Annotated in this window: 16 protein-coding genes; 4 read left to right on the plus strand and 12 right to left on the minus strand. The window is 70.2% G+C overall.

All coding sequences use genetic code 11. The features are described 5' to 3' along the window. Positions 1 to 47: 47 nt before the first annotated feature. Together O7620_RS09990 and O7620_RS09995 are read right to left on the minus strand one after the other, a co-directional pair. On the minus strand, positions 48 to 947 hold the full coding sequence (locus O7620_RS09990; protein ID WP_278122797.1) for a hypothetical protein: 900 nt from the start codon (positions 945 to 947) through the stop codon (positions 48 to 50). Next, positions 944 to 1,345: a hypothetical protein gene (locus O7620_RS09995; RefSeq protein WP_278122798.1), complete on the minus strand. Its 402-nt coding sequence runs from the start codon at positions 1,343 to 1,345 to the stop codon at positions 944 to 946. Before O7620_RS09995 ends, O7620_RS09990 begins: the two co-directional genes overlap by 4 nt. Positions 1,346 to 1,419: 74 nt before the next feature. Between O7620_RS09995 and O7620_RS10000 the strand changes: the two genes are divergently transcribed. After that, positions 1,420 to 4,218 (plus strand): CHAT domain-containing protein, encoded by a 2,799-nt coding sequence (locus tag O7620_RS10000; protein WP_278122799.1) that lies wholly within the window; start codon positions 1,420 to 1,422, stop codon positions 4,216 to 4,218. 16 nt (positions 4,219 to 4,234) lie between these two features. Here O7620_RS10000 and O7620_RS10005 read toward each other — a convergent pair whose 3' ends face one another. The 7 genes from O7620_RS10005 to O7620_RS10035 form a co-directional block, all read right to left on the minus strand. Then, complete coding sequence (locus tag O7620_RS10005; RefSeq protein WP_278122800.1) at positions 4,235 to 5,347, minus strand: tetratricopeptide repeat protein; 1,113 nt, start codon at positions 5,345 to 5,347, stop codon at positions 4,235 to 4,237. 278 nt (positions 5,348 to 5,625) lie between these two features. Next, positions 5,626 to 6,930 carry a nucleotide disphospho-sugar-binding domain-containing protein gene (locus O7620_RS10010; protein ID WP_278122801.1) on the minus strand — a complete coding sequence of 435 codons (1,305 nt, stop codon included), beginning with the start codon at positions 6,928 to 6,930 and terminating at the stop codon, positions 5,626 to 5,628. 81 nt (positions 6,931 to 7,011) lie between these two features. Then, complete coding sequence (locus O7620_RS10015) at positions 7,012 to 8,175, minus strand: ABC transporter substrate-binding protein (RefSeq protein WP_347403759.1); 1,164 nt, start codon at positions 8,173 to 8,175, stop codon at positions 7,012 to 7,014. A 164-nt stretch (positions 8,176 to 8,339) separates the two neighbouring features. Continuing rightward, the gene (locus O7620_RS10020) at positions 8,340 to 9,410 is read right to left on the minus strand and encodes a branched-chain amino acid ABC transporter permease (protein ID WP_278122803.1); all 1,071 of its coding nucleotides are present in this window, start codon (positions 9,408 to 9,410) and stop codon (positions 8,340 to 8,342) included. Next, the gene (locus O7620_RS10025; RefSeq protein WP_151491790.1) at positions 9,407 to 10,288 is read right to left on the minus strand and encodes a branched-chain amino acid ABC transporter permease; all 882 of its coding nucleotides are present in this window, start codon (positions 10,286 to 10,288) and stop codon (positions 9,407 to 9,409) included. The genes O7620_RS10020 and O7620_RS10025 overlap by 4 nt, the downstream gene beginning before the upstream one ends. A 41-nt stretch (positions 10,289 to 10,329) precedes the next feature. Beyond that, positions 10,330 to 11,055, minus strand: a complete 726-nt coding sequence (locus O7620_RS10030; protein ID WP_278122804.1) for an ABC transporter ATP-binding protein — start codon at positions 11,053 to 11,055, stop codon at positions 10,330 to 10,332. Beyond that, entirely contained in the window at positions 11,052 to 11,840 is a 789-nt protein-coding gene (locus O7620_RS10035) for an ABC transporter ATP-binding protein (protein ID WP_278122805.1), read from the minus strand. Before O7620_RS10035 ends, O7620_RS10030 begins: the two co-directional genes overlap by 4 nt. Positions 11,841 to 12,238: 398 nt before the next feature. Between O7620_RS10035 and O7620_RS10040 the strand changes: the two genes are divergently transcribed. Continuing rightward, positions 12,239 to 13,762 (plus strand): DUF1996 domain-containing protein, encoded by a 1,524-nt coding sequence (locus O7620_RS10040; protein ID WP_278122806.1) that lies wholly within the window; start codon positions 12,239 to 12,241, stop codon positions 13,760 to 13,762. A 109-nt stretch (positions 13,763 to 13,871) separates the two neighbouring features. On the opposite strand, the gene O7620_RS10045 is transcribed toward O7620_RS10040, so the two are convergent. Continuing rightward, positions 13,872 to 14,873, minus strand: coding sequence for a hypothetical protein (locus O7620_RS10045; RefSeq protein WP_278122807.1), 1,002 nt, complete (start codon positions 14,871 to 14,873; stop codon positions 13,872 to 13,874). 246 nt (positions 14,874 to 15,119) lie between these two features. Between O7620_RS10045 and O7620_RS10050 the strand changes: the two genes are divergently transcribed. Then, complete coding sequence (locus tag O7620_RS10050; RefSeq protein ID WP_278122808.1) at positions 15,120 to 15,491, plus strand: hypothetical protein; 372 nt, start codon at positions 15,120 to 15,122, stop codon at positions 15,489 to 15,491. Positions 15,492 to 15,494: 3 nt separating this feature from the next. Here O7620_RS10050 and O7620_RS10055 read toward each other — a convergent pair whose 3' ends face one another. Further along, positions 15,495 to 16,769 (minus strand): helix-turn-helix domain-containing protein, encoded by a 1,275-nt coding sequence (locus O7620_RS10055; protein ID WP_278122809.1) that lies wholly within the window; start codon positions 16,767 to 16,769, stop codon positions 15,495 to 15,497. Beyond that, entirely contained in the window at positions 16,756 to 16,917 is a 162-nt protein-coding gene (locus O7620_RS10060) for a hypothetical protein (RefSeq protein WP_278122810.1), read from the minus strand. Before O7620_RS10060 ends, O7620_RS10055 begins: the two co-directional genes overlap by 14 nt. Before the next feature lie 224 nt (positions 16,918 to 17,141). On the opposite strand from O7620_RS10060, the gene O7620_RS10065 reads away from it, so the two are divergent. Continuing rightward, positions 17,142 to 18,503, plus strand: a complete 1,362-nt coding sequence (locus tag O7620_RS10065) for a hypothetical protein (protein WP_278122811.1) — start codon at positions 17,142 to 17,144, stop codon at positions 18,501 to 18,503. The last annotated feature ends 39 nt before the right edge of the window (positions 18,504 to 18,542 follow it).

Consider the following 18,542-nt stretch of genomic DNA (forward strand, 5'->3'; position numbering starts at 1 on the left):
ACGCAGCACGTTCCCGGAAACCCCGCACCCGGCACCGAAGCCCGGGATCACCGGTCCTTGCGCAGCAGGACGGTCAGGGCCTCTCCGTCGGCCGTGCCGAAGGTGCCGTCGGTGGGATGTCCCAGCGCGGCGCCGAGGGTACGCACGTGCAGATCGACCACCGCCTCCACCAGGTCGGCCAGCACGGACACCGTGCTGCGACCCCGTCGCCAACCCACCACGCACAGCCCGAGGCCGAGGACCACCGCGGGCCACCACAGCAGACCGAGCGCCAGATACAGCAGCCCCCAGCCCACCCGTCGGGCGGCGGCGGCGAAGTCGGCCTGCGCGAGGGCGAGCGGGTCCCGGGTCTCCTCGGGCAGCAGCAACCACAGTCGGGGCCAGGCGGCGGCGAGGTCCAGGCCGTAGCGGGCACGCACCCGTACCGCCGTGGCGAGCATGCGGTCACCGATCCACGTCGGCCGGTCCGGTTCGGTCAACGCGATCCGGTCGCAGGCGCGGGCGAGCGCCTGGGTGTCCGGCAGCGGTCCGGCGGCGTCGCCGGATCGCAACCGCCGTGCCTTGTCCCGCAGGGCGGTCTCGTACCGGTCCATGGCGGCGTTCCACCGGCGCCGCCGCCGGCGGGTCACGGCATCGCCGACCCGACCCCAGTCCTGGGTCCAGAAGGCCACGACCAGGCGTTCCAGGCTCTGGGCGGCCATCGCGGCGACGACGCTGGCCACCACGACACCGAGCACGATCAGCAGCGCGGAACCGGTGCCCCGTGCCGGCGCCCCGAGGGCGAGCCGCTCCACCTCCTGCCGCAGCAGCCGCAGGTCCCACCAGTGGGCGTGCCCGAGCCGCACCGCCGCGGCGGCCACCGCCACGAACACCACCCCGGGCAGCGCCAGTCCGGCGAGCCACCGCTCGGCCAGTTTCCCACCGAGCGAGGCGATGAGGGCATTCACCGGTCCATCCGAAACGCCGGCAGCGGGCAGTCCCACACGGCGCAGCGCGGCGGCGGGCCGGCGTCCGGCCGCGGGATCTCCACCCGGTCGCACAGGTCGCCGGGGCACACCTGGACCACTTCCGGGCGGCGGCCGCGAACGCCAGCCAGCGGCAGGTAGCGGTGCCCCCGGGCGGGTGTGTCACCACCGACCAGCCCTCTGGCGCGCATCAACTCGGTCACCTCGGCGAGCACCACGTCCACGCTCTGGTCGGACAGCGAGGTGTCCCGCAGTCGCGTCAGGGCCTGGGCCGGCTCCGGCCCGAGCAGGTCACCCACCTGCGCGATGTCCGCGCAGATCCGGGCCAGCCGGGCCGCCCGGTCATCGTCGAGTCGCCTGTCCGGCACCGATTGACTCACCGGCCGATTATCTCCTGTCGATGTCGGCGCGCGACTGGCAGGCTGGGGAGCGTCGCGGACGGGGAGGTGCGCCGGTGAGTCGCTGTGCGAGGGAGACGGTCGAGCACTGGCGTCGTGCCGCGGCCGGGCAGCCGCGCGGCGACCGGCGATGGGCCGAGGCCCAGGTGGAGCTGGGGGCCGCGCTGCTCCACAGGTACGGGGCGGACCACGCGCGGGAGGACCTGATCGAGGCCACCGTCGTGCTGGAGGCCGCGATCCGCACCATGGCCGACTCCTTTCTGGCTGAGGAGTTGGGTACGCCGCACGGCGTCCTCGCGCTGGCCACGTACACCGATGTGCTGCTGGCCAGAGCCCGGGTGGAGAACGAACCGCAGCTGCTGGACATCGCCGAGCGATATCTGCAGTTCGCCGAGGACGCCTCGGCCGACCTCGCCACCAGCGCGTTGCTGAGGCTCAAGACCTGCCAGGTCTATCGGGTCCGGCACGACTTCGACGGCTCGGTCGACACGCTCTACCGGCTCACGGCCATCGCCAAGCTGGCCGAGCGGTGGATCAGCGAGGAGAATCGGCCCGCGTTGCGCGGCATCCACGCGGAGGCGCTGTTGCGTGCGTACCAGCTCACCGGGGTGGAGGACTACGTCGACGAGGCGTTGGAACTGGTGTCCTCGGTGGACGCGACCGGGCCCAACCAGGACCAGATCGTCGTGCTGCGAGCACGTTGCCTGCTGGCCAGGGCGGCCGGGACCACCCACACCGCCGATGCCGAACGGGCCGTCGCCGTGCTGCGGGAACACACCCCGCAGAGCAACGCCCCGCGGTTCCTGACCGGGCAGACGTTGCTCACCCTGGTCGACCGCACCGGCCGCGTCGAGATGCTCGGCCAGGCGTGGCAGGAGTTCGCCGCCGTGCTGAACACCGTGCCCGAGCGGCATCCGGACCATCGGACGGCGCTCGCCAGCCTCTCCACCGTCGGCATGAAGACGCACCAGCTGACCGGCGACATCTCCGCTCTGGAGACGGCTGTCGGCCTGCTGCGCCGGGCGCTCGCGCTGTCCGTACGCGGCGAGGCCAACCACGCGTTGTACCTGGACCAGTTGGGCTACAGCCTTCGGTTGCTCTACGACGCCACCGGTGAGCCCGCCTACGTGGAGGAGGCGCTCGACCTGCTGCGCAGGGCGCTGGACGCCCTGCCCGCGCGCGATCCGCAGCGTGTCGAGACCGGGTTGTCCATCGCCCAGGCGTTGCGGGCGACCTACCTGCGTACCGGTGAGCCGGCCCTGCTGACCGAGGCCGCCGAACGGGCGCTCGCCGCCGGCCGCACCGAGTCCGGCGCCGTGCCGGTCCGGATCCAGGCGTTCGACAAGGCGGCCTACTCGCTGACCGCGCTGAACCGGTGGAAGGAGGCGACGGATGCCTTCGACGAGGCCATCACGTTGCTGCCGCGGCTGGCCTCCCGCGGGCGTACCCGGCACGACCAGTACGCCGACCTCGGCTCGACGGCCGGGATGGCGGCGACCGCCGCCTCCTGCGCGATCGGCGCCGGGCAGCCGGAGCGGGCCCTGGAGCTGCTGGAGCGGGGCCGGGGCCTGCTGCTGCACCAACGGTTGACGGCGGACGGCGAGTGGGCGGCGCTCCAGCGTGCCGACGGGCGCCTGGCGGCCGACTTCCAACGGATGCGCCGGGACTTCGAGGCGCCCGTCCCCGAATCGCCCCGCCCCACCACCTTCGGCCGGGACCGGGAGACCGAGTGGAACGTGCTGCTGGCGACGATCCGGAAGCTGCCCGGCCTGGGCGACTTCCTGCGTCCGCCCAGCGCCCGGCAGCTGCTCGACCAGGTCGACGGGACCGTCATCGTGCCGATCGCGAGCGAGTTGCGCTGCGACGCGCTCATCCTGCGCCAGCACCGGGTGACGGTGCTGCCGCTGCCGGATCTGTCGCTGGCCGACGCGATGACGCAGCTGCGGTTACTCCAGGAGGCCACCACCACGGCCTACGATCCGGCGGCGGACGCGCGCAGCCGGCTGCGCGCCCAGTCGGAGCTCGGCGGCGTACTCGATTGGTTGTGGAATGCCCTCGTCGGGCCGGTGCTGGACCGGCTCGACGCGCCGGGGGTGGCCGGGGAGCTGCCGCGCGTCTGGTGGTGCCCGGTCGGCCCGCTGGCGTTCTTCCCCCTGCACGCCGCGCAGGCCGACGCCGCCCGGTCGGCCCTCGACCGGGTGGTCTCCTCCTACACCCCGACCGTGACCGCGCTCGCCCGCAAACGCACCGCAGCGCGGCCGTCCCGGCCGGACGCCCGGTCCTGCGTGGTGGCGATGCGCGCCACCCCCGGCGGCCCGGGGGCGTTGCCCAGCGCCGAACGTGAGGCCGAGTCGGCGGCGCGGGCGCTGCCCCAGCCGTGGCTCGGGCTGGACGCGACGGCCACCCGGCAACAGGTCCTGGACCGGTTGGCCGACTCGGCCTACGCGCACTTCGCCTGCCACGCGGTGGCCGAACCGCACGACCCGGCGCAGGGCCGGCTCCTCGTACACGATCATCAGGACAGCCCACTCACCGTGACCGACGTGTCCCAGCTGGACCTGGACGCGGAGTTCGCCTTCCTGTCGGCCTGCGCGACCGCCCAGGCCCCGTTGACGCTGGTCGACGAGTCGCTGCACATCACCGGCGCCTTCCAGCTCGCCGGGTTCCGGCATGTCATCGGCACCCTGTGGGAGGTCGACGACGCGGTCTCCCTCGCCCTGACCACCGCCTTCTACGCGCACGCCGACCCTACCGGGTCGGCGGCGTACGCGCTGCACTCGGCCGTGCGGGGGCTCCGGGACCGCTACCCGCTGGCGCCGACGCTGTGGGCGGCGCACATCCACACCGGCGGCTGAGCGACACCCGTCGGTGTCAGCGGGTGCGCCGGACCAGCGCCCGGGCCTTCTCCGTGTCGGGATGAGTCGGGCCGTGCGCGCGTTCGCAGCCGGCCAGCGCGGCCCGCGCCTCCCGGCCCGCCCGCCGGTCGCCCGCCTCGACCAGCAGCAGGGCGAAGAGCGTCCGCATCTCCAGGGTCGCGGGATGGTCGACTCCTCGGCCCCGTTCACTGTCCGGCAGCGTGTCGGCCAGCAACCGGATCGCCTCGTCCCGCCGGCCCACCCCAGCGAGGGCTCTGGCCAGGGAGTGCCGGGCGTGCAGGGACACCCCGTCGGTGGTGCTCAGGGCGCGCCCGGCGTCGTCGGCCAGCGACCGGGCCGCGTCGAGGGCCTCGGCGGCCCGACCGGAGTCGAGCAGGACGACCAGCAGGTTGCTGCGGGCCTGCAGCGACACCGGGTTGGTGGGGCCCAACGTCCTGGTCAACCGCCGGACCACGTCCCGCAGGGCACGCTCGGCCTGCTGGCTGTGGCCCTGCAGATGCTGGATGCCGGCCAGTTTCATCTGGCAGGCCAGAGTGTCGGTGTCGTTCCTGCCCAGCGTCCGCGCCATGCCGTCGGCGACCCGCCGCAGCAGGGGCTCGGCCTCGTCGAGCCGACCCAGCTCGATCAGCAGCCAGCCGAGGTTGTTGCCGCTACGCAGCGTCTCGGCGTCCGCGTCGCCCAGCACCCGACGCCGCGCCTCGTAGACGTCTCGTTGCACCCGTTGCGCCTCGGCGTGGGAGCCGCGCTGCCACAGCGCGAAGGCCAGGCTGTGCTTGCTGCGCAGGGTGTCCGGATGTTCGGACCCGAGCGCCGAGCTGCGCAACCCGACGACCACCTGATAGACGGCCACGGCCTCGTCGATGTCGTTGGTGCGCATCAGCTCCTGCGCGTAGCGGGTCCCCGCCTCCAGCGTCCGCGCGTCGGTCGCGCCGTACTGGTCGTGGAAGGCGTGGTACTGCAACCCGAAGGCGGTCGGACCGCCGATCGTCGTGCTGACCGGGCGACGACCGCCCCCGGAGACGGTGATCTCGATGACCGGCCCCGGCGACGTCGATTCGCGCGGCGGCTCGTCGTCGCGTTTACGGCTGCGGTTGAACCATCTGCCCACTGTGCGCACCTCCTGCGCTGTCGACGACCTCACGGCCCGTCACGGACAGCAGACTACGCGTCAACGGCCATCAATGGGTGAGGCCGACCACCGTCCCACACCGGCCTGACCCTCGACGACTCAACCTGACCATCCAAGATCTCTGCCGCTGGTCGCCTGAGCCTTCGACCCGTGCAGGGTCGGAGGCTCAGGCGACGCGGCGACGACAGCCGGAGCCGCCCGACGCACATCATCGAGCCAGTGGTCGGGCGTCTCGGCGATCCGTTGTCGCCGGTCGGTCAGCTCGTCGACGCAGCGAGAGACTGCTCGACCGCAGCGGCGATTTCGGCAAGTGCGTCGTGGCGTGCGTACTCATCGCTGAGTTCACCGGCGCGTTTGCGGTACCGCGGGTCGTCGAGCACCGTTTCGACCGCCGACCTGATGGCTGCCTCGTCGGGACGTGACGTCGCCAGATTGATGGCTGCGCCGGCCCAGGCGACGCGGGCGGTGACCTCGGTCTTGTCCTCGCTCTGCCCGGCGAGCACAAGCGGGACGCCGTGCACGAGTGCCTGCTGCACCCCGCCATAGCCGCCGTTGTGCACGAGGAGGTCGACGTGCGGCAGCAGGAGGTCGAAGTCGATGAACGGGGTTGTCCGCGCGTTGTCCGGAACGTCGGAGAGGGCCGCGTCTCGCCCGGTCGCCACGACCACCAACACATCGAGGTCGGCCAGGGCTTTCATGGTCGGCTCGATCAGCTCACCGAAGTCGCGGTTCGCCTGCGTCCCTTGCGACACCGCGATCACTGGACGTGCACTGTGGACGACGTCCTCCCACCACACCGGCGGTGGCCCATGGTCACGGCGAGCCCCGATGGGCAGTGCGCCCACAAAGTGCAGACTTGCGGGCGCATCGCTACGGGGGTACTCAATTCCCTCGATGGAAAGCTGCAGGTACCGACCAGGAAGGGTCACTACGCCGTCGAGGATGAACGGCGGTGGATGTGCCGCGCCGAGGCCGCGTAGCACCTCGTCCACGCCGCGTTGGGTGTGTGGTAGCCCGCTGTCTCGAAAGACGCGGTTCAGTTCCTGGTTGCGCCGCCGGCCTCGCGGGGAGGTGTCCGGAGGCAGACCTGAACGGAACGGCGCCGTGTCGACGCTGGTCATGGTGATCGGCAGGACGCCGATCCCCAGTACGGGAACCCGCCTGGCCACCGGCGCCCCGAGCAGTGCCGGCCACATACCCATAAACATGGTCTCCTGCAATACCACGACAGGCAGGCTTCCGGCCTTGGCTATCTCGTTCTGCATGGTGTGGTGCTGTGCCGCGAGGGTCTCGACGAAGACGTGGGACATGGCGAGGTCGAACGCCTCGTCCCGTGGCAGGGCGAGGAGTTCGGGGTGCCGTTGATGCAGGGTTCGGGAATCGACGTCCGCCGCGCCAGAAAGCGGGGCGAAGTGGACGCCGTCGCGTTCGACGCCGTCGCGGTACGCGGAGCCGGTCACGAAGGTCACGTCGTGACCCCGTCGGACGAGGTCGGCGGCGATGGCTCGCATCGGAACGATGTGGCCGTAGGACGGGTGCGCGCCGACGATGACCTTACCCACTGGCCACGCTCCTATGATCGCCGGTCAGGGCACAGCGCATATTGATAAAAAACAATTTCTTCATGGAGGTCGCCTCCTCGGTCAGCCAGCCTGCGGGATGCCGTTGGCCGGGGGTGCCGCGCGAGGAGTGTCGTACTCGGTCACGGGAGCGTCCGCCTCATCCGTCTGGTAGGTGGGGCCGAAATAGGCCTGCACTCCGTTGGTGACCCTGGTGAACCGCTCACCGCCGTATCCCGAGTGGTCGGTCGGCGAGTGCCGCAACGGCGCGAGGCCCGGCCCCTGGTAACCGCCCCGCTCGACCGCCTTGATCAGCGATTCGCGGGTGAGGTCCCGGCCGGCGGCGAGCAACTCCTGGACGAACAGATAACCGATCGACATGCCGAAGATCGCATTGCCATCCAACGGCGCACCACCGTTGTACTCCCTGTTGACCTTCGTGAAGAGCTGGATCCAGGGGTCGGCGGTCTCGGTGTAGAGCGGCAGGTAGTTGAGCCCGACGAGGCCTTCGGTGAGCTTCGCGTCAGCACCGAGCTGCTTGGCCAGCGTCTGGTAGTCGCCGCCGGTGTTGAACACCAGGAAGCTCGGAGTGAAGCTGAGCTGCTTGGCGACGCTGAGCGAGCGAGCGGTGAAGCCCGGGATGGTGGCGAGCACCACCACCTGGCAGCCTTCCTGCTTGAAGCTGCTGATCTGCGGCTCGACGTTGGTGTTGCTCGTGACGTACGTCCGTTTGACGGCCACCGCGCCGAGGACCTTCTCCAGCCCGGCGAGACCGTCGCGGCCGAAATCGTCCTCCTGGCCGAGGAAACACACCTTCTGCCCCTGGTACTGGGACTTGATGTGGGCGCCGAGCACCTTGCCCTCCACGACGTAGTCGGGTTGGAAGGCGAAGGTGTTCGGATACTTGGTGGGCTGATCCCAGTTGCGGGTGCCGGAGGCGGGGAACAGGTCCGGTACGCGGTTGCTGTTGAGGAAGTCCAACACCGAGGTGTGGGTCGGGGTGCCCAGTCCGTTGAGGATGGCGAACACCCGGTCCTGCAGGACCAGTTGCCGCACCACCTGCTGCGTGTTCGCGGGGTTGTAGCCGTCATCCTTGATCTTGTAGGTGATTTTGCGACCGTGCACACCACCCTGCGCGTTGACGTAGTCGAAGTACGCGCGCGTGGCGGGGGCGATCGTGGAATAGCCAGCCGCGGCCGGACCGGTCAACGGGGTGTGCGTGCCGACCACCACCTCGGTGTCGGTCACCCCGGGCACCGCGGCGGACCCACCTGATCCGTCCGCGCCACAGGCAGCCGTCCCCACCAGTATCAACGCCGCTGCGGCCGCAGCCGACACCCGCCTGACAGTCAACATGATCAACCTCTTTCTCCGCCCGTCGCCGGCCGGTGCTCGCATTGGTAACGATGGTGTTAGGGGGTCTCCACCCTGGGGTTGGGCCGTCGCGCCCGCCACCGCTCGGCCGCGGCCCGCACGACGCGTCGTTGCAGCCCGCTCACCCCGGTGGGCGCGACGGCCATGACCGTGATGAGCATCAGTCCGAACGCCGCCGTCGGCAGGTTGCCCTCCCAGCGCTGCGCCTCGCCGGGTGGGAACGAGAACAGTCCCGTGACCGACTGGGCGAGGTCGGGCAGGGCAACCAGGAGCAGCGCTCCCCAGATCGCACCCGTCAGGCTGTCCAGGCCACCGATCACGACCGCCATGAGCAGGAACACGGAGAGCGTGAGCGGGTACGAGCCGGGCGAGGCGACCTGCGTCAGGACCGCCAACAGAGCACCACCGAGGGCGGCGCATCCGGCGCTGACGGTGAACGTGACAACGCGGGTACGGGCCACGTCGATCCCACTCAGGCTGGCCGCGACCTCGTGGTCTCGTACGGCCCGCATGTCGCGGCCCAGGCGGCTGTGGACGAGATTGGTGAGCAGCAGAATGGTGGGGAGGGTGATCGTCCAGGCCAGCCAGACCTGCCAACGCTCGTACGGGATTGTCGCACCGAGGGCGAGTGGCGGCTGGGCGGCCTGCACCGGCAACCCCTGCTCACCACCGAAGAGGGCGTCGAAGGTGGTCGCCAACGACGGGACGATCACCGCCACGCCAAGCGTGAGTCCGGCGAGGTGTGGCCCCTGCAACCGGGCGGCGGCGAGCCCGATCACGGCACCGGCGGCGACGCCGACCGCCAGCGCGCCGAGCAGCGTCGCCACCAGGATCCAACCGGCGGCCAGCTGACGTCCGCCGAACGCGTCCTGGATCAGCGCCACGGTGTACGCGCCGCTGGCCATCAGCGCTCCGTGCCCGAGGGAGAGTTGACCGTTGAGCCCGGTGAGGACGGTGAGGCCGGCGGTGGCGCAGAGATAGGCGGCGATGGTGGCGAACTGGAAATTGCGGAACGGATCCAGAACCTGACTGGCGATGAGCACCAGCAGAGCGGCCAGCGCCGTGAGCAGGACGCGACCCAGTGGGCTCGTTCGAAGGAGCATGTTCATACCCGCCTCACCTTGGCCCTGGTGATCAGCCCTTCCGGCCTGACGAGCAGCACCGCCAGTAGCAGGAGCAGGGTGGCCAGTGGGCTGAGGTCACCACCGAGATATCCCGAGACGTACGACAGCGTCAGACCGACGGCCAGCCCGCCGACGACCACGCCGGGTGGGCTGTCCAGCCCACCGATGACCGCTGCGGTGAACGAGGCGACGAAGACCAGGTCCATGGCGTGCGGATGGAGCGCCAGCTCGGTTGGAACGACAAGCATGCCGGCGATGGCGCCCAGGCCCGCGGCCAGCGCCCAGCCGAGGGTGAGCATCCCGCCGACGTTGACACCGAGCAGCCGCGACACCTCGGGGGCGAACGCTCCGGCCCGCATCCGCAACCCGACCGGCGTACGGCCGAACAGCCAGGCAAGCGCCGCGACGGCGGCGGCCACCGTACCGATGACGAACAGATCGAACGGCGAGAGCAGCACGAACTCACCGACGGTGATCGCCGTACGGTCGAACGGGGCGGGTGTCGGCAGGTACTCGTTGCCGTAGGCGATGCCGAGCACCGCTTGGATGATGAGCACCAACCCGAGCGCGATGATCACGGAGTTCAGGTGCGACGCCGTCCCGGCGGCCAGGCGCATCACGCAGAAGTCCACCGCCGCGCCCAGAACGAGCCCCGATGCCACGGCCGCGCCGAATCCGGCCCAGTACGAACCGGTCGCCGCGGTCACGCTGTGCGCGACGTAGACGCAGGCCACCGCCATCGCGCCCTGGGCGAAGTTGACGACTCGGGCGGCCCGCCAGATCAGGACGAGCGCCAGCGCGAAGGCCGCGTAGGCCGTCCCTCTCGCGAGGCCGTCCAATGTCAGAAACACGAACCGTTCCAACAACATCCCTTTCCGGGCCGGGTGCGCGAAGCGTCGGCGGGTCAGAACCCGAGGTAGAGCTGACGAAGGTGCGGGTTGTCACGCAGGTCTTTCGCGGGGGCCGTGAAGACCAGTTGCCCCTGCGACATGACGATGCCCCGGTCGGCGACCGACAGCGCACCGCGCAGGCTCTGTTCAGCCAGGAGTACAGCCACGGCGGACTCGTCGCGAAGCCGACGCAGGAGGGCCATGGTCTGTGCGACGGCCTTTGGCGCCAGGCCGAGTGACGGTTCGTCGAGGAGTAGGAGCCGGGGCCGACCGACGAGCGCTCGTCCCAGGGCCAGCATTTGACGCTCGCCGCCGGAGAGCTGATGCCCCGCGTGTCGCCGCCGCAGGGCCAGTGGCTCGAACATCTCGTAGACCTCGGCAACAGCCCGGCGGGCGTCGGCGCGGTCCCGGCGCCACAGGCCGCCGAGGCGGAGGTTTTCGTCGACGGTCAGCTCGGCGACCACGCCGTGGCCCTGTGGGACGTGCGCGAGGCCGTGCCGGACGCGCCGCTCGACCGGCACCTCCCGCAGGTCCACGTCGTCGAAGCGCAGCTCACCGGCGGCGGGGCGGATCAGGCCCGACAGCGCGCGCATCAGGGTGGTCTTGCCGGCGCCGTTGGCGCCGACGACGGCGGTGATGCTGCCCGGTTCGACATCGAAGCTGACGGAGCGCAGAACGGGCGCGGCATTACCGTAGCCGGCCACGAGGTCGCGCACGGTCAACAGGGGTGCGCCGCTCATGCGGCTGCTTCGACGGTGGCGCCCAGGTAAGCCTCGGCGACTCTCGGATCGTCGCCCACCTGATCGGGTGTGCCGGTGATGAGCACTCGACCGAAGTTGAGGACGACGACCTCGTCGCACACTCCCATCACCAGATCCATGTGGTGTTCCACGAGGAGGACGGAGCAGGGATGGTCGGCCCGTCGCGGCAGGTCTTGGATCAGCGTGCTGAGCTTGTCGATGTCTTCGGGGCCGAGTCCGCCGGCCGGCTCGTCGAGTAGCAGCAGTCGTGGACGTGCCGCCAGCGCCCGGGCCAGTGCCACCCGCTGACGAATGGCGTAGGGCAGCGACGGCGGCGATGCGTCGGCGAACCCGCTGAGGCCGAGTTCGTCCAGGACCTCCCGCGCGTGATCGCGTAGTCGCCGCTCGTCGCGCCCACTCCTGGGCAGCCCGAACAGGGCGGAGGCGAAGCCCGCACGAGCCCGGTTCGTCGCGCCGGCCATAACGTTCTCCAGCACGCTGAGCCCGTCGAAGAGGCCAACGTCCTGCAGGGTGCGGGCGACACCGAGCCGGGTGAGCTGGTGTGGGCGCAGCCGTCGAAGGGCGCGCCCGTCCATGAGCAGCCGCCCGGTGTCGGGCCGCAGCAGCCCACAGATGACGTTGAACAGCGTGCTCTTTCCCGCGCCGTTCGGACCGATGACGCCGACCACCTGCCCGGGAGGCACCCGCAGCGACACGTCACTCAGCGCGGTGAGGCCGCCGAAGCGGAGACCAACACCTTCGAGCATCAGGCCCGACGACTCCATCTTCCACTCCATTGCCAACTGGGAACACTCCATTGCCAACCGGGAAGCGGCCGTCCTGCATTGCGGCTCCGAACCAGTCCACAATAGACAGACTGAATTGACTGACTCTGGAGGACCACTGGATCGATCCTGAGCTGCGGCATCGTCGAGGTGGCCGGGGTCACTGGCCTGCCCGGCGAAGCCGCCTTGACCACCCGGCCAGGTCGACGGCGACAGCTTTAAGAAAATTTAAGAGAAAAAGATTCCCAAAAATTGTTATCCGTAGCCCCTACGTCGGCCGCCAGCGGATACGCGGCGCTGCCCTCTTGAATCTTCTTCCGCACGTTGATGCCGATACGCTGACCGCTCATACTCTTTTCGGCATCAGCCCTATCCTCGACCCGAAGGAAATACTGGTAATGCGGACTACCGCTGCGCACGTCGCACCGCCGGACCCGGCGCTCAAGCGTCGTCGCCTCACACGCATCACGCTCGCCTCCGCCGTCGCCGTCGCCCTCGCCGGCAGTGGCATCTACATCGCCGGCGCCCAGGCCGAAGAGGCCGCCGTGCCCGGCCGAGTCCAGGCGGAGGAGTTCGCGGCGCAGTTCGGGGCGCAGACCGAGGGCACCGGCGACACCGGCGGCGGCAGGAACGTCGGCTGGCTGGCCAACGGCGATTGGCTGCGGTACGACGGCGTGTCGATCACCGGCACTGACCTGACGGCCCGGGTCGCCGCGCACAACACCGACGGCGGCACCGTCGAGCTGCGCCTCGGCGCGCAGTCCGGCACGCTGCTGGCCAGCTTCCCGATCGCCGGCACCGGCGGTTGGCAGAAGTGGACGACCGTCACCGCGAAGGCGTCCACGGTTCCGGCCGGCGCGCAGACGGTCTTCGCTGTCATGCGGAGCACGTCCCGGTCGGACTTCGTCAACCTGAACTGGTTCACGTTCGGCCCTGCGGCCGGCACGACGCCGAGCGCTTCGCCGACGCAGAGTCCCGCCCCGTCGACGCCGACGCCCGCACCGGCCACCCCGGGCACGCCCACGACGCCGGGCACGCCCAACACGCCGGGGACGCCGGGCACGCCGGCCGCGGGCTGGGTGCCCGTGGACCAGGCCCGGTGGGCCAAGGAACTGGCCGCCTTCAACGCGATCAGGCCGAAGGCGGTGACGCCGGGAACCACCCGCGTTCCCGAGTTCCACACCGACTGCGAGGTCGCCAACTCCGCTCCGGACGACCCGATCGTCGTACCCGGCCTGCCGGGCGCCTCGCACATGCACACCTTCTTCGGCCCGAAGATCGACGCCTTCACCACGACGGACAAGCTGCTCTCCGCGAAGACCACCTGCAACGCCCCGGGCGACCTGAGCGCGTACTGGACGCCGGAGTTGCGCAAGGACGGCAAGGCTGTTCCGATCAAGAGCTTCCGCGTCTACTACGGCTCGCGGGTCAAGGATCCGTCCACCGTGAAGCCCTTTCCGCCGGGCCTGCGGATGGTCGAGGGTGACGCCAAGCGGCAGGTCGACACTCCGAAGAACGGCGGCGGCAACCAATTCTGGTGCGCCGGCAGCGCCGAAACCGGACGCAGCGCAGACGGCAACTGGCCGGTCTGCGCCCCGGGCGGCAACCTGATCTTCCAGCTCGTGTTCAAGGACTGCTGGGACGGCAAGAACATCGACTCGCCCGACCACAAGTCGCACATGGGCGACCCGGTCAACGGCGTCTGCACCGGCAAGTACCCGGTGGCCGTGCCGGACCTCTCCTTCATGGTCAACTACCAGTCGCTGGGCGGTAGCGGGCTCAGCCTCGCCTCCGGCAAGGCGTCCTCCATGCATGGTGACTTCATGAACGCCTGGGATCCGGCACACCTCGGCGGCCTGGTGAAGTCCTGCCTCAACCAGAACGCCAAGTGTGGCACCGAGGTGGCCTTCGCCGGCGGCTGACCTGCGAACCCGCACCGACGGACGGCCCTCACGCCGTTCAGTCGGGCACCATCGCCGTCGCGGCGGGACCCATCCGGGTTCCGCCGCGACGGCGTGGTCCGGCCCGGCGTCAGGCGGTTTTCATACCCCGCGTCGCCAGCTCGCTGAGCGACGCGCTGCCGTTACCGCCGAGCGCGGCTCGCGCCACCGCCGGTTTGCGCAGCTCGAACACCTCGATGAGGATCGTCGGCGTCTCGGACCGGCGGCGGATCCCGTCGACCTCCTGCCGGTCAGGGTTGAACGGCAACGTCCGCCACTGGTTCGCGGTCTCCTGCCAGTCGGACGAGGTGGCCGCGACCAGGCCGTCGAGCATGCTCTCGTAGTTCTCCGGGCTGATCGGGCGACCCAGCCCGTACCGCTCACGCAGCGCGAGGATCTCGGCCGACGGATCTCCGGAGTAGCTGTCGTTGATGCCCAGCCACCAGTGGGCGAAGTAGCTGCCCTGGTAACCCTGTGCCAGGTAGCGCGACCCGTCGTGGTGCACCTCGACGACGAAGTTGTGCACCTGCGGGAACTGGCAGTCGAGCAGCAGGACGGTCGCGGCGCTGGCGGGCTTGACGAGTAACGCCTTCTTGAGCACGTCGCCGTTGCCGGCCCGGTAGGTCTCGCCCGACAGGCGGACGGGCTCGCCGCCCTTGTCGCGCAACTGCTCGCGGATCTGGAACGCCGCCATTCCGCAGTTCGCCCACTTGCGGCTCTCGTCGCGCAGGGCGATCTGCGGGTCGCCGGTCCGCCCCGTACTCGCCAACGCCACGTTGAGTTTCGTCAGGTCGTCGCCGCCGACAGGCTCGTCACGCTGCCGCTGGCTGTCGTCGGTGGCGAGGGCCTTGTCGTTGCGCGCGAAGCGGGTCGCGGCAGTGACGGCCTCGGCCCAGGTCGCGAAGCTTCGGTGCGGCAGCAGGATGCTCGCCGACCAGTTCACCAACGCCCCGACGACCTCGAGCTTGAGGTCGCCGGGCAGGAGCGCCTCGATCCGGCTCACGATGTCGTCGGACGCCTTCTCGTCGGTCTCCAGGTTGGGAATTTGCCCGTTCGGTGGGTAGGTGTCCCGCTCCTCGGCGATGATCAGCATCCGATACCTCCATTGTGTACGGCCGCCCTCACGGCGGGCCGTACTCCAGATTGGACCGTGGGTAAGCAAGCAGACACGCAACGTCGGTCTTCCGTCCCGGATCAAGTGTTGTCGCCAACCGGGTTGACACTGCCCCCGTCAAAGGGGTCACCGTCTTCGACCAGCGGCGCCGGGCAGCGAGTGGAGCCGTGACCATGCCCACATCTCACGTTCGCGGAAACCCGCCCCGATAGGCTGACGGGCACCATGCTGTTCTTCGAGAACGGCTATCGCGGCCTCGACCAGTTCGGCCAGTGGTTCGCCGACCCAGCCGACCTCGGCGGCTCACCGGAGACCCGCGGTGCCGCCCGCGCCGCCACCATCACGACGGAGGCGGCGGCGATCGAAGAGGTAGCCCGGATCTGGGCAGCCTCGGGCTACGTCGACCCCAGCGACCAGTACTACGTCTTCTTCGACTCGCACGACGTCGACGACGACCGCGCCGAACGCGCCACCCTGCTCCCGCTGATCGAACTCCTCGGCCTCGAACGGGTCGACGCCCCGGCCGACGCCGCCGCAGGCGAGGTCTGGGTGCGCACCGACCCCCGCCTCGCTGCCGAATGTGCCCGCTGGTCGTGAGCGTCAGCGGTTGAGCCCGACCAGCGTCGCCAGTCGCGCCACGCCGGCCGGCGCCGGCTGCGCGCAGGCACAATCGGCGATGAGAGTACGCGCCAGCGGCCGTCCCCGAACCTCAGCCGGCGCGACACTGTCCGCGTCGACCAACGCGCGCGCCGCCCCGCGCAGGTCACCGGCGTGCAGGTAGATCCGCGCGACATCGAGCAGGTAGGCACCCCGATACTCGGCCGGCAACCGCCGCCACCCCTCCCGCCGCACCACGGTCGAGTGCCTGCGCAGCGCCTCGACGGCGTCACCCCGCGACGCCGCCACCACCACCCGCGCCACCTCGACGACGATCGGCCCGAAGCTGGTGCGGTGCGGATCGTCGTACCCCCGAAGGCCGGCGGCGACGCCCGCGGCCCGGTCGGTCAGCTCGCCGGCCCGGCGGTGCTCGCCGCACCCAGCGGCGGCAAGAGCAGCCTGCACCAGCAGCGTCCCGCCCACCGCCCACTCTGCCGCGCTCCCGCCGTTGCCCCCGCCCTCGCCGTCGCCCCCGCCCTCGCCGTTGCGCCCGCGCCCGCGCCCGCCTCGGTGATCATGAGGTTGACGGGCGATTTGATCTCCCCAGCGCCGGTCAACCTCATGATCACCGGGTCGGGACGGGGGTGGGAGGAGGCGGGTTGCGGCCTCCAGGGCCAGGGGGTTGCGGTTGGCGGCGCGGAGCGCCTGGGTTATCGAGATGGCTGCTGCTGCCGCGAGGACTCGGTTGTCTCCGGCGGTGGTGATCGCGCGGTCGGCGGCCAGCCAGGCCAGGTCGGGTTCGCCGAGCTTCACCAGCAGGGACGAGGTGATCCGGTACGCCTGCACCAGCAGCTCCGCCGACTGCGCACCCTGGGCGGCGTAGAGCAGACCCGGCAGCAGGCGCACCAACTGCCCGTAGTGCGCGTGCTGATAGGTCAACCAGGCGTGCCCGACCTGCCTGTTCAGCTCGTCCGGCGTCTGGGTCGGGATCTGCCGCAGGTCGTAGTGGGCGAGAGCGGCCCGGATGTCGTCCACCCCGTCCGGTGTGCCCGCCGGGGTGCTGCGCGGCTGGCCGAGCAGCACGTCTGGATCGACCCGCAGGACGTGGGCCAGTTCCTGGATGACCGAGTACCGGTCCAGGGTGCGGGCACCCCGCTCGATCTTGTCGACCCAGCTCTTCGACCTGCGCAGCCGGTCGGCGAGCATCTGCTGCGTCATCTGCCGCCGCACCCGCCAGCTCGCCACGCGGCGGCCGATCGGAAGGTCATCGCTGGTCACGCCGCCACCGCCGGTCCGGGACCGCGCGGGTCGTGTCGTCCACGGGTACGCGGTCCGCCTCGGCCTGGGCCAGGAGGCGCTGCTTGGCAGCCTCCCGCTCGGCGGCCTCGGCCTGCTCACCTTTGTTCGCCGACTCGTCGCGATTCATCTCCACCTCCGTCAGGTGGGCGCGGCTGATGGATTTTCGCTGTCGCGCCCATGGATTCGCGATCAGTCAAACTGGCTGCCCGGGGAAGGACCAGATGGCAAGCGATGTGCTCCATTGCGCTGCTCAGGACGTGGGTTGCGCTGGGTTGCGCCGGTCCCCAAAGGACCGCAGCAGCGCATAGGCTGATTACTGCTGATAGTTGGCTGATGCCTGGAGGCAGAACCATGGCGCGACCGGTGACGAACTCGGCGTTCGAAGGGCTGCTGAGTGCTGCCGGTTACGGCAACGCCCACGCCGCCTTCGCTAGGCAGCTCAACCACGCCGGTCGCAACGAGGGCGCTTGGCGATACGACGCTGCCAGCGTCTACTGGTGGTTGCGTGGTCGCCGGCCTGGGGAGCACGTCCAGGCCGCCATGGCCGAGACAATTGCCCGCAGGCTCGGTCGATCAGTCGCCATCACAGAGCTGGGGTTCGGCGCAGCCGACAGCATCGGAATATATGTCTACCCCGCGTCCGTCGACGGGGCGATCGATACCGCCGAGCAGATCTGGACGAGGTTGGCCAAGCACTTCAACCAACATGCCAGCGGAGTGTTCGACAGCGGTAAAGCGTTAGAGGCGGCCCTCGGCTGGCGGTATGACCTGCCCGACGAGGCGGTCAGCCGGAATGGCCGGCACCAGGTCACTTCCACCGATGTTCAATCGCTGTACTCGCTGGCGGACCACTTCACCGATCTCGATCGGCGTCACGGCAGCGGCTCGCCGCGCGCCCGTGCCGTCATGGCCGACTTCCTCGTACGTCAGGTCGCGCCCATGCTGCGCGGCACCTACACCGATGCCGTAGGTCGCGACCTCATGCGCGCGGCAGCAACGCTCGCTGGCCAGCTCGCCTTCATGTCGTACGACGCGGGCGAACATGCCATGGCACAACATCATGTGACGCTCGGCCTGCGGCTCGCCAAGGCCGGTGACGACCGTCTCTACGGCGCTCACCTGCTAGCGAACCTCGCCACCCAGGCTGTGTTCATGGGGCACGCCCGAGAGGCGGCCCGGCTCGTCGAGGCGGCCATCGACGGGGCCGGCCGCGCGCCCGCCGCCGTCCTCGCTCGGCTGCATGCCACCGCAGCTACTGCCTATGGACAGTCAGGCGAGCGACGAGCCTGTCAACTCGCCCTCGCTAGGGCTGAGCGTGCTCTCGATCGGGCGGCGGGCACAGATTCCGGCCCACGCTGGGTCGGCTACTTCAGCCCTGCCCACCTGGCCGGGGCCGCGCTGAGGTGCCTAGGCGACCTGCGTCTGTACACGCAGGCCCTTCGACATGCCCCCGACGCGCTCAACCTCGACAGCCAGAACACCCGGACGCGTGTCCTGCACACCGCCCTCATCGCCATGACTCACGCCCGTGCTGGAGACACCAACGCCGCCTGCGACTGGGGCCGGAAGCTGGCGCAGCACGCTGGGGGCATCCAGTCGGCACGTGTTCAGCAACGCGTCCGCGAACTCATTACCGCGCTCAACATGCAGCAGGCCTCGCCCGAGGTCAACAAACTGCTGCATACCCTCGCGGGAGTGCCAGCAACCAGGTAGAGCGGTAGCGCAGCCGGACATATCCGCTAGCGTCACCGA

This window comes from Micromonospora sp. WMMD710 (assembly GCF_029626045.1).
Classification (GTDB): Bacteria; Actinomycetota; Actinomycetes; order Mycobacteriales; family Micromonosporaceae; genus Micromonospora.

Bases quoted from the DNA above. Each gene is read 5' to 3' on its own strand.
- O7620_RS10040 (WP_278122806.1), top strand. From the start codon at position 12,239: ATGCGGACTACCGCTGCGCACGTCGCACCGCCGGACCCGGCGCTCAAG.
- O7620_RS10050 (WP_278122808.1), top strand. From the start codon at position 15,120: ATGCTGTTCTTCGAGAACGGCTATCGCGGCCTCGACCAGTTCGGCCAG.
- O7620_RS10045 (WP_278122807.1), bottom strand. From the start codon at position 14,873: ATGCTGATCATCGCCGAGGAGCGGGACACCTACCCACCGAACGGGCAA.
- O7620_RS10035 (WP_278122805.1), bottom strand. From the start codon at position 11,840: ATGGAGTCGTCGGGCCTGATGCTCGAAGGTGTTGGTCTCCGCTTCGGC.
- O7620_RS10060 (WP_278122810.1), bottom strand. From the start codon at position 16,917: ATGAATCGCGACGAGTCGGCGAACAAAGGTGAGCAGGCCGAGGCCGCC.
- O7620_RS10020 (WP_278122803.1), bottom strand. From the start codon at position 9,410: ATGAACATGCTCCTTCGAACGAGCCCACTGGGTCGCGTCCTGCTCACG.
- O7620_RS10065 (WP_278122811.1), top strand. From the start codon at position 17,142: ATGGCGCGACCGGTGACGAACTCGGCGTTCGAAGGGCTGCTGAGTGCT.
- O7620_RS10030 (WP_278122804.1), bottom strand. From the start codon at position 11,055: ATGAGCGGCGCACCCCTGTTGACCGTGCGCGACCTCGTGGCCGGCTAC.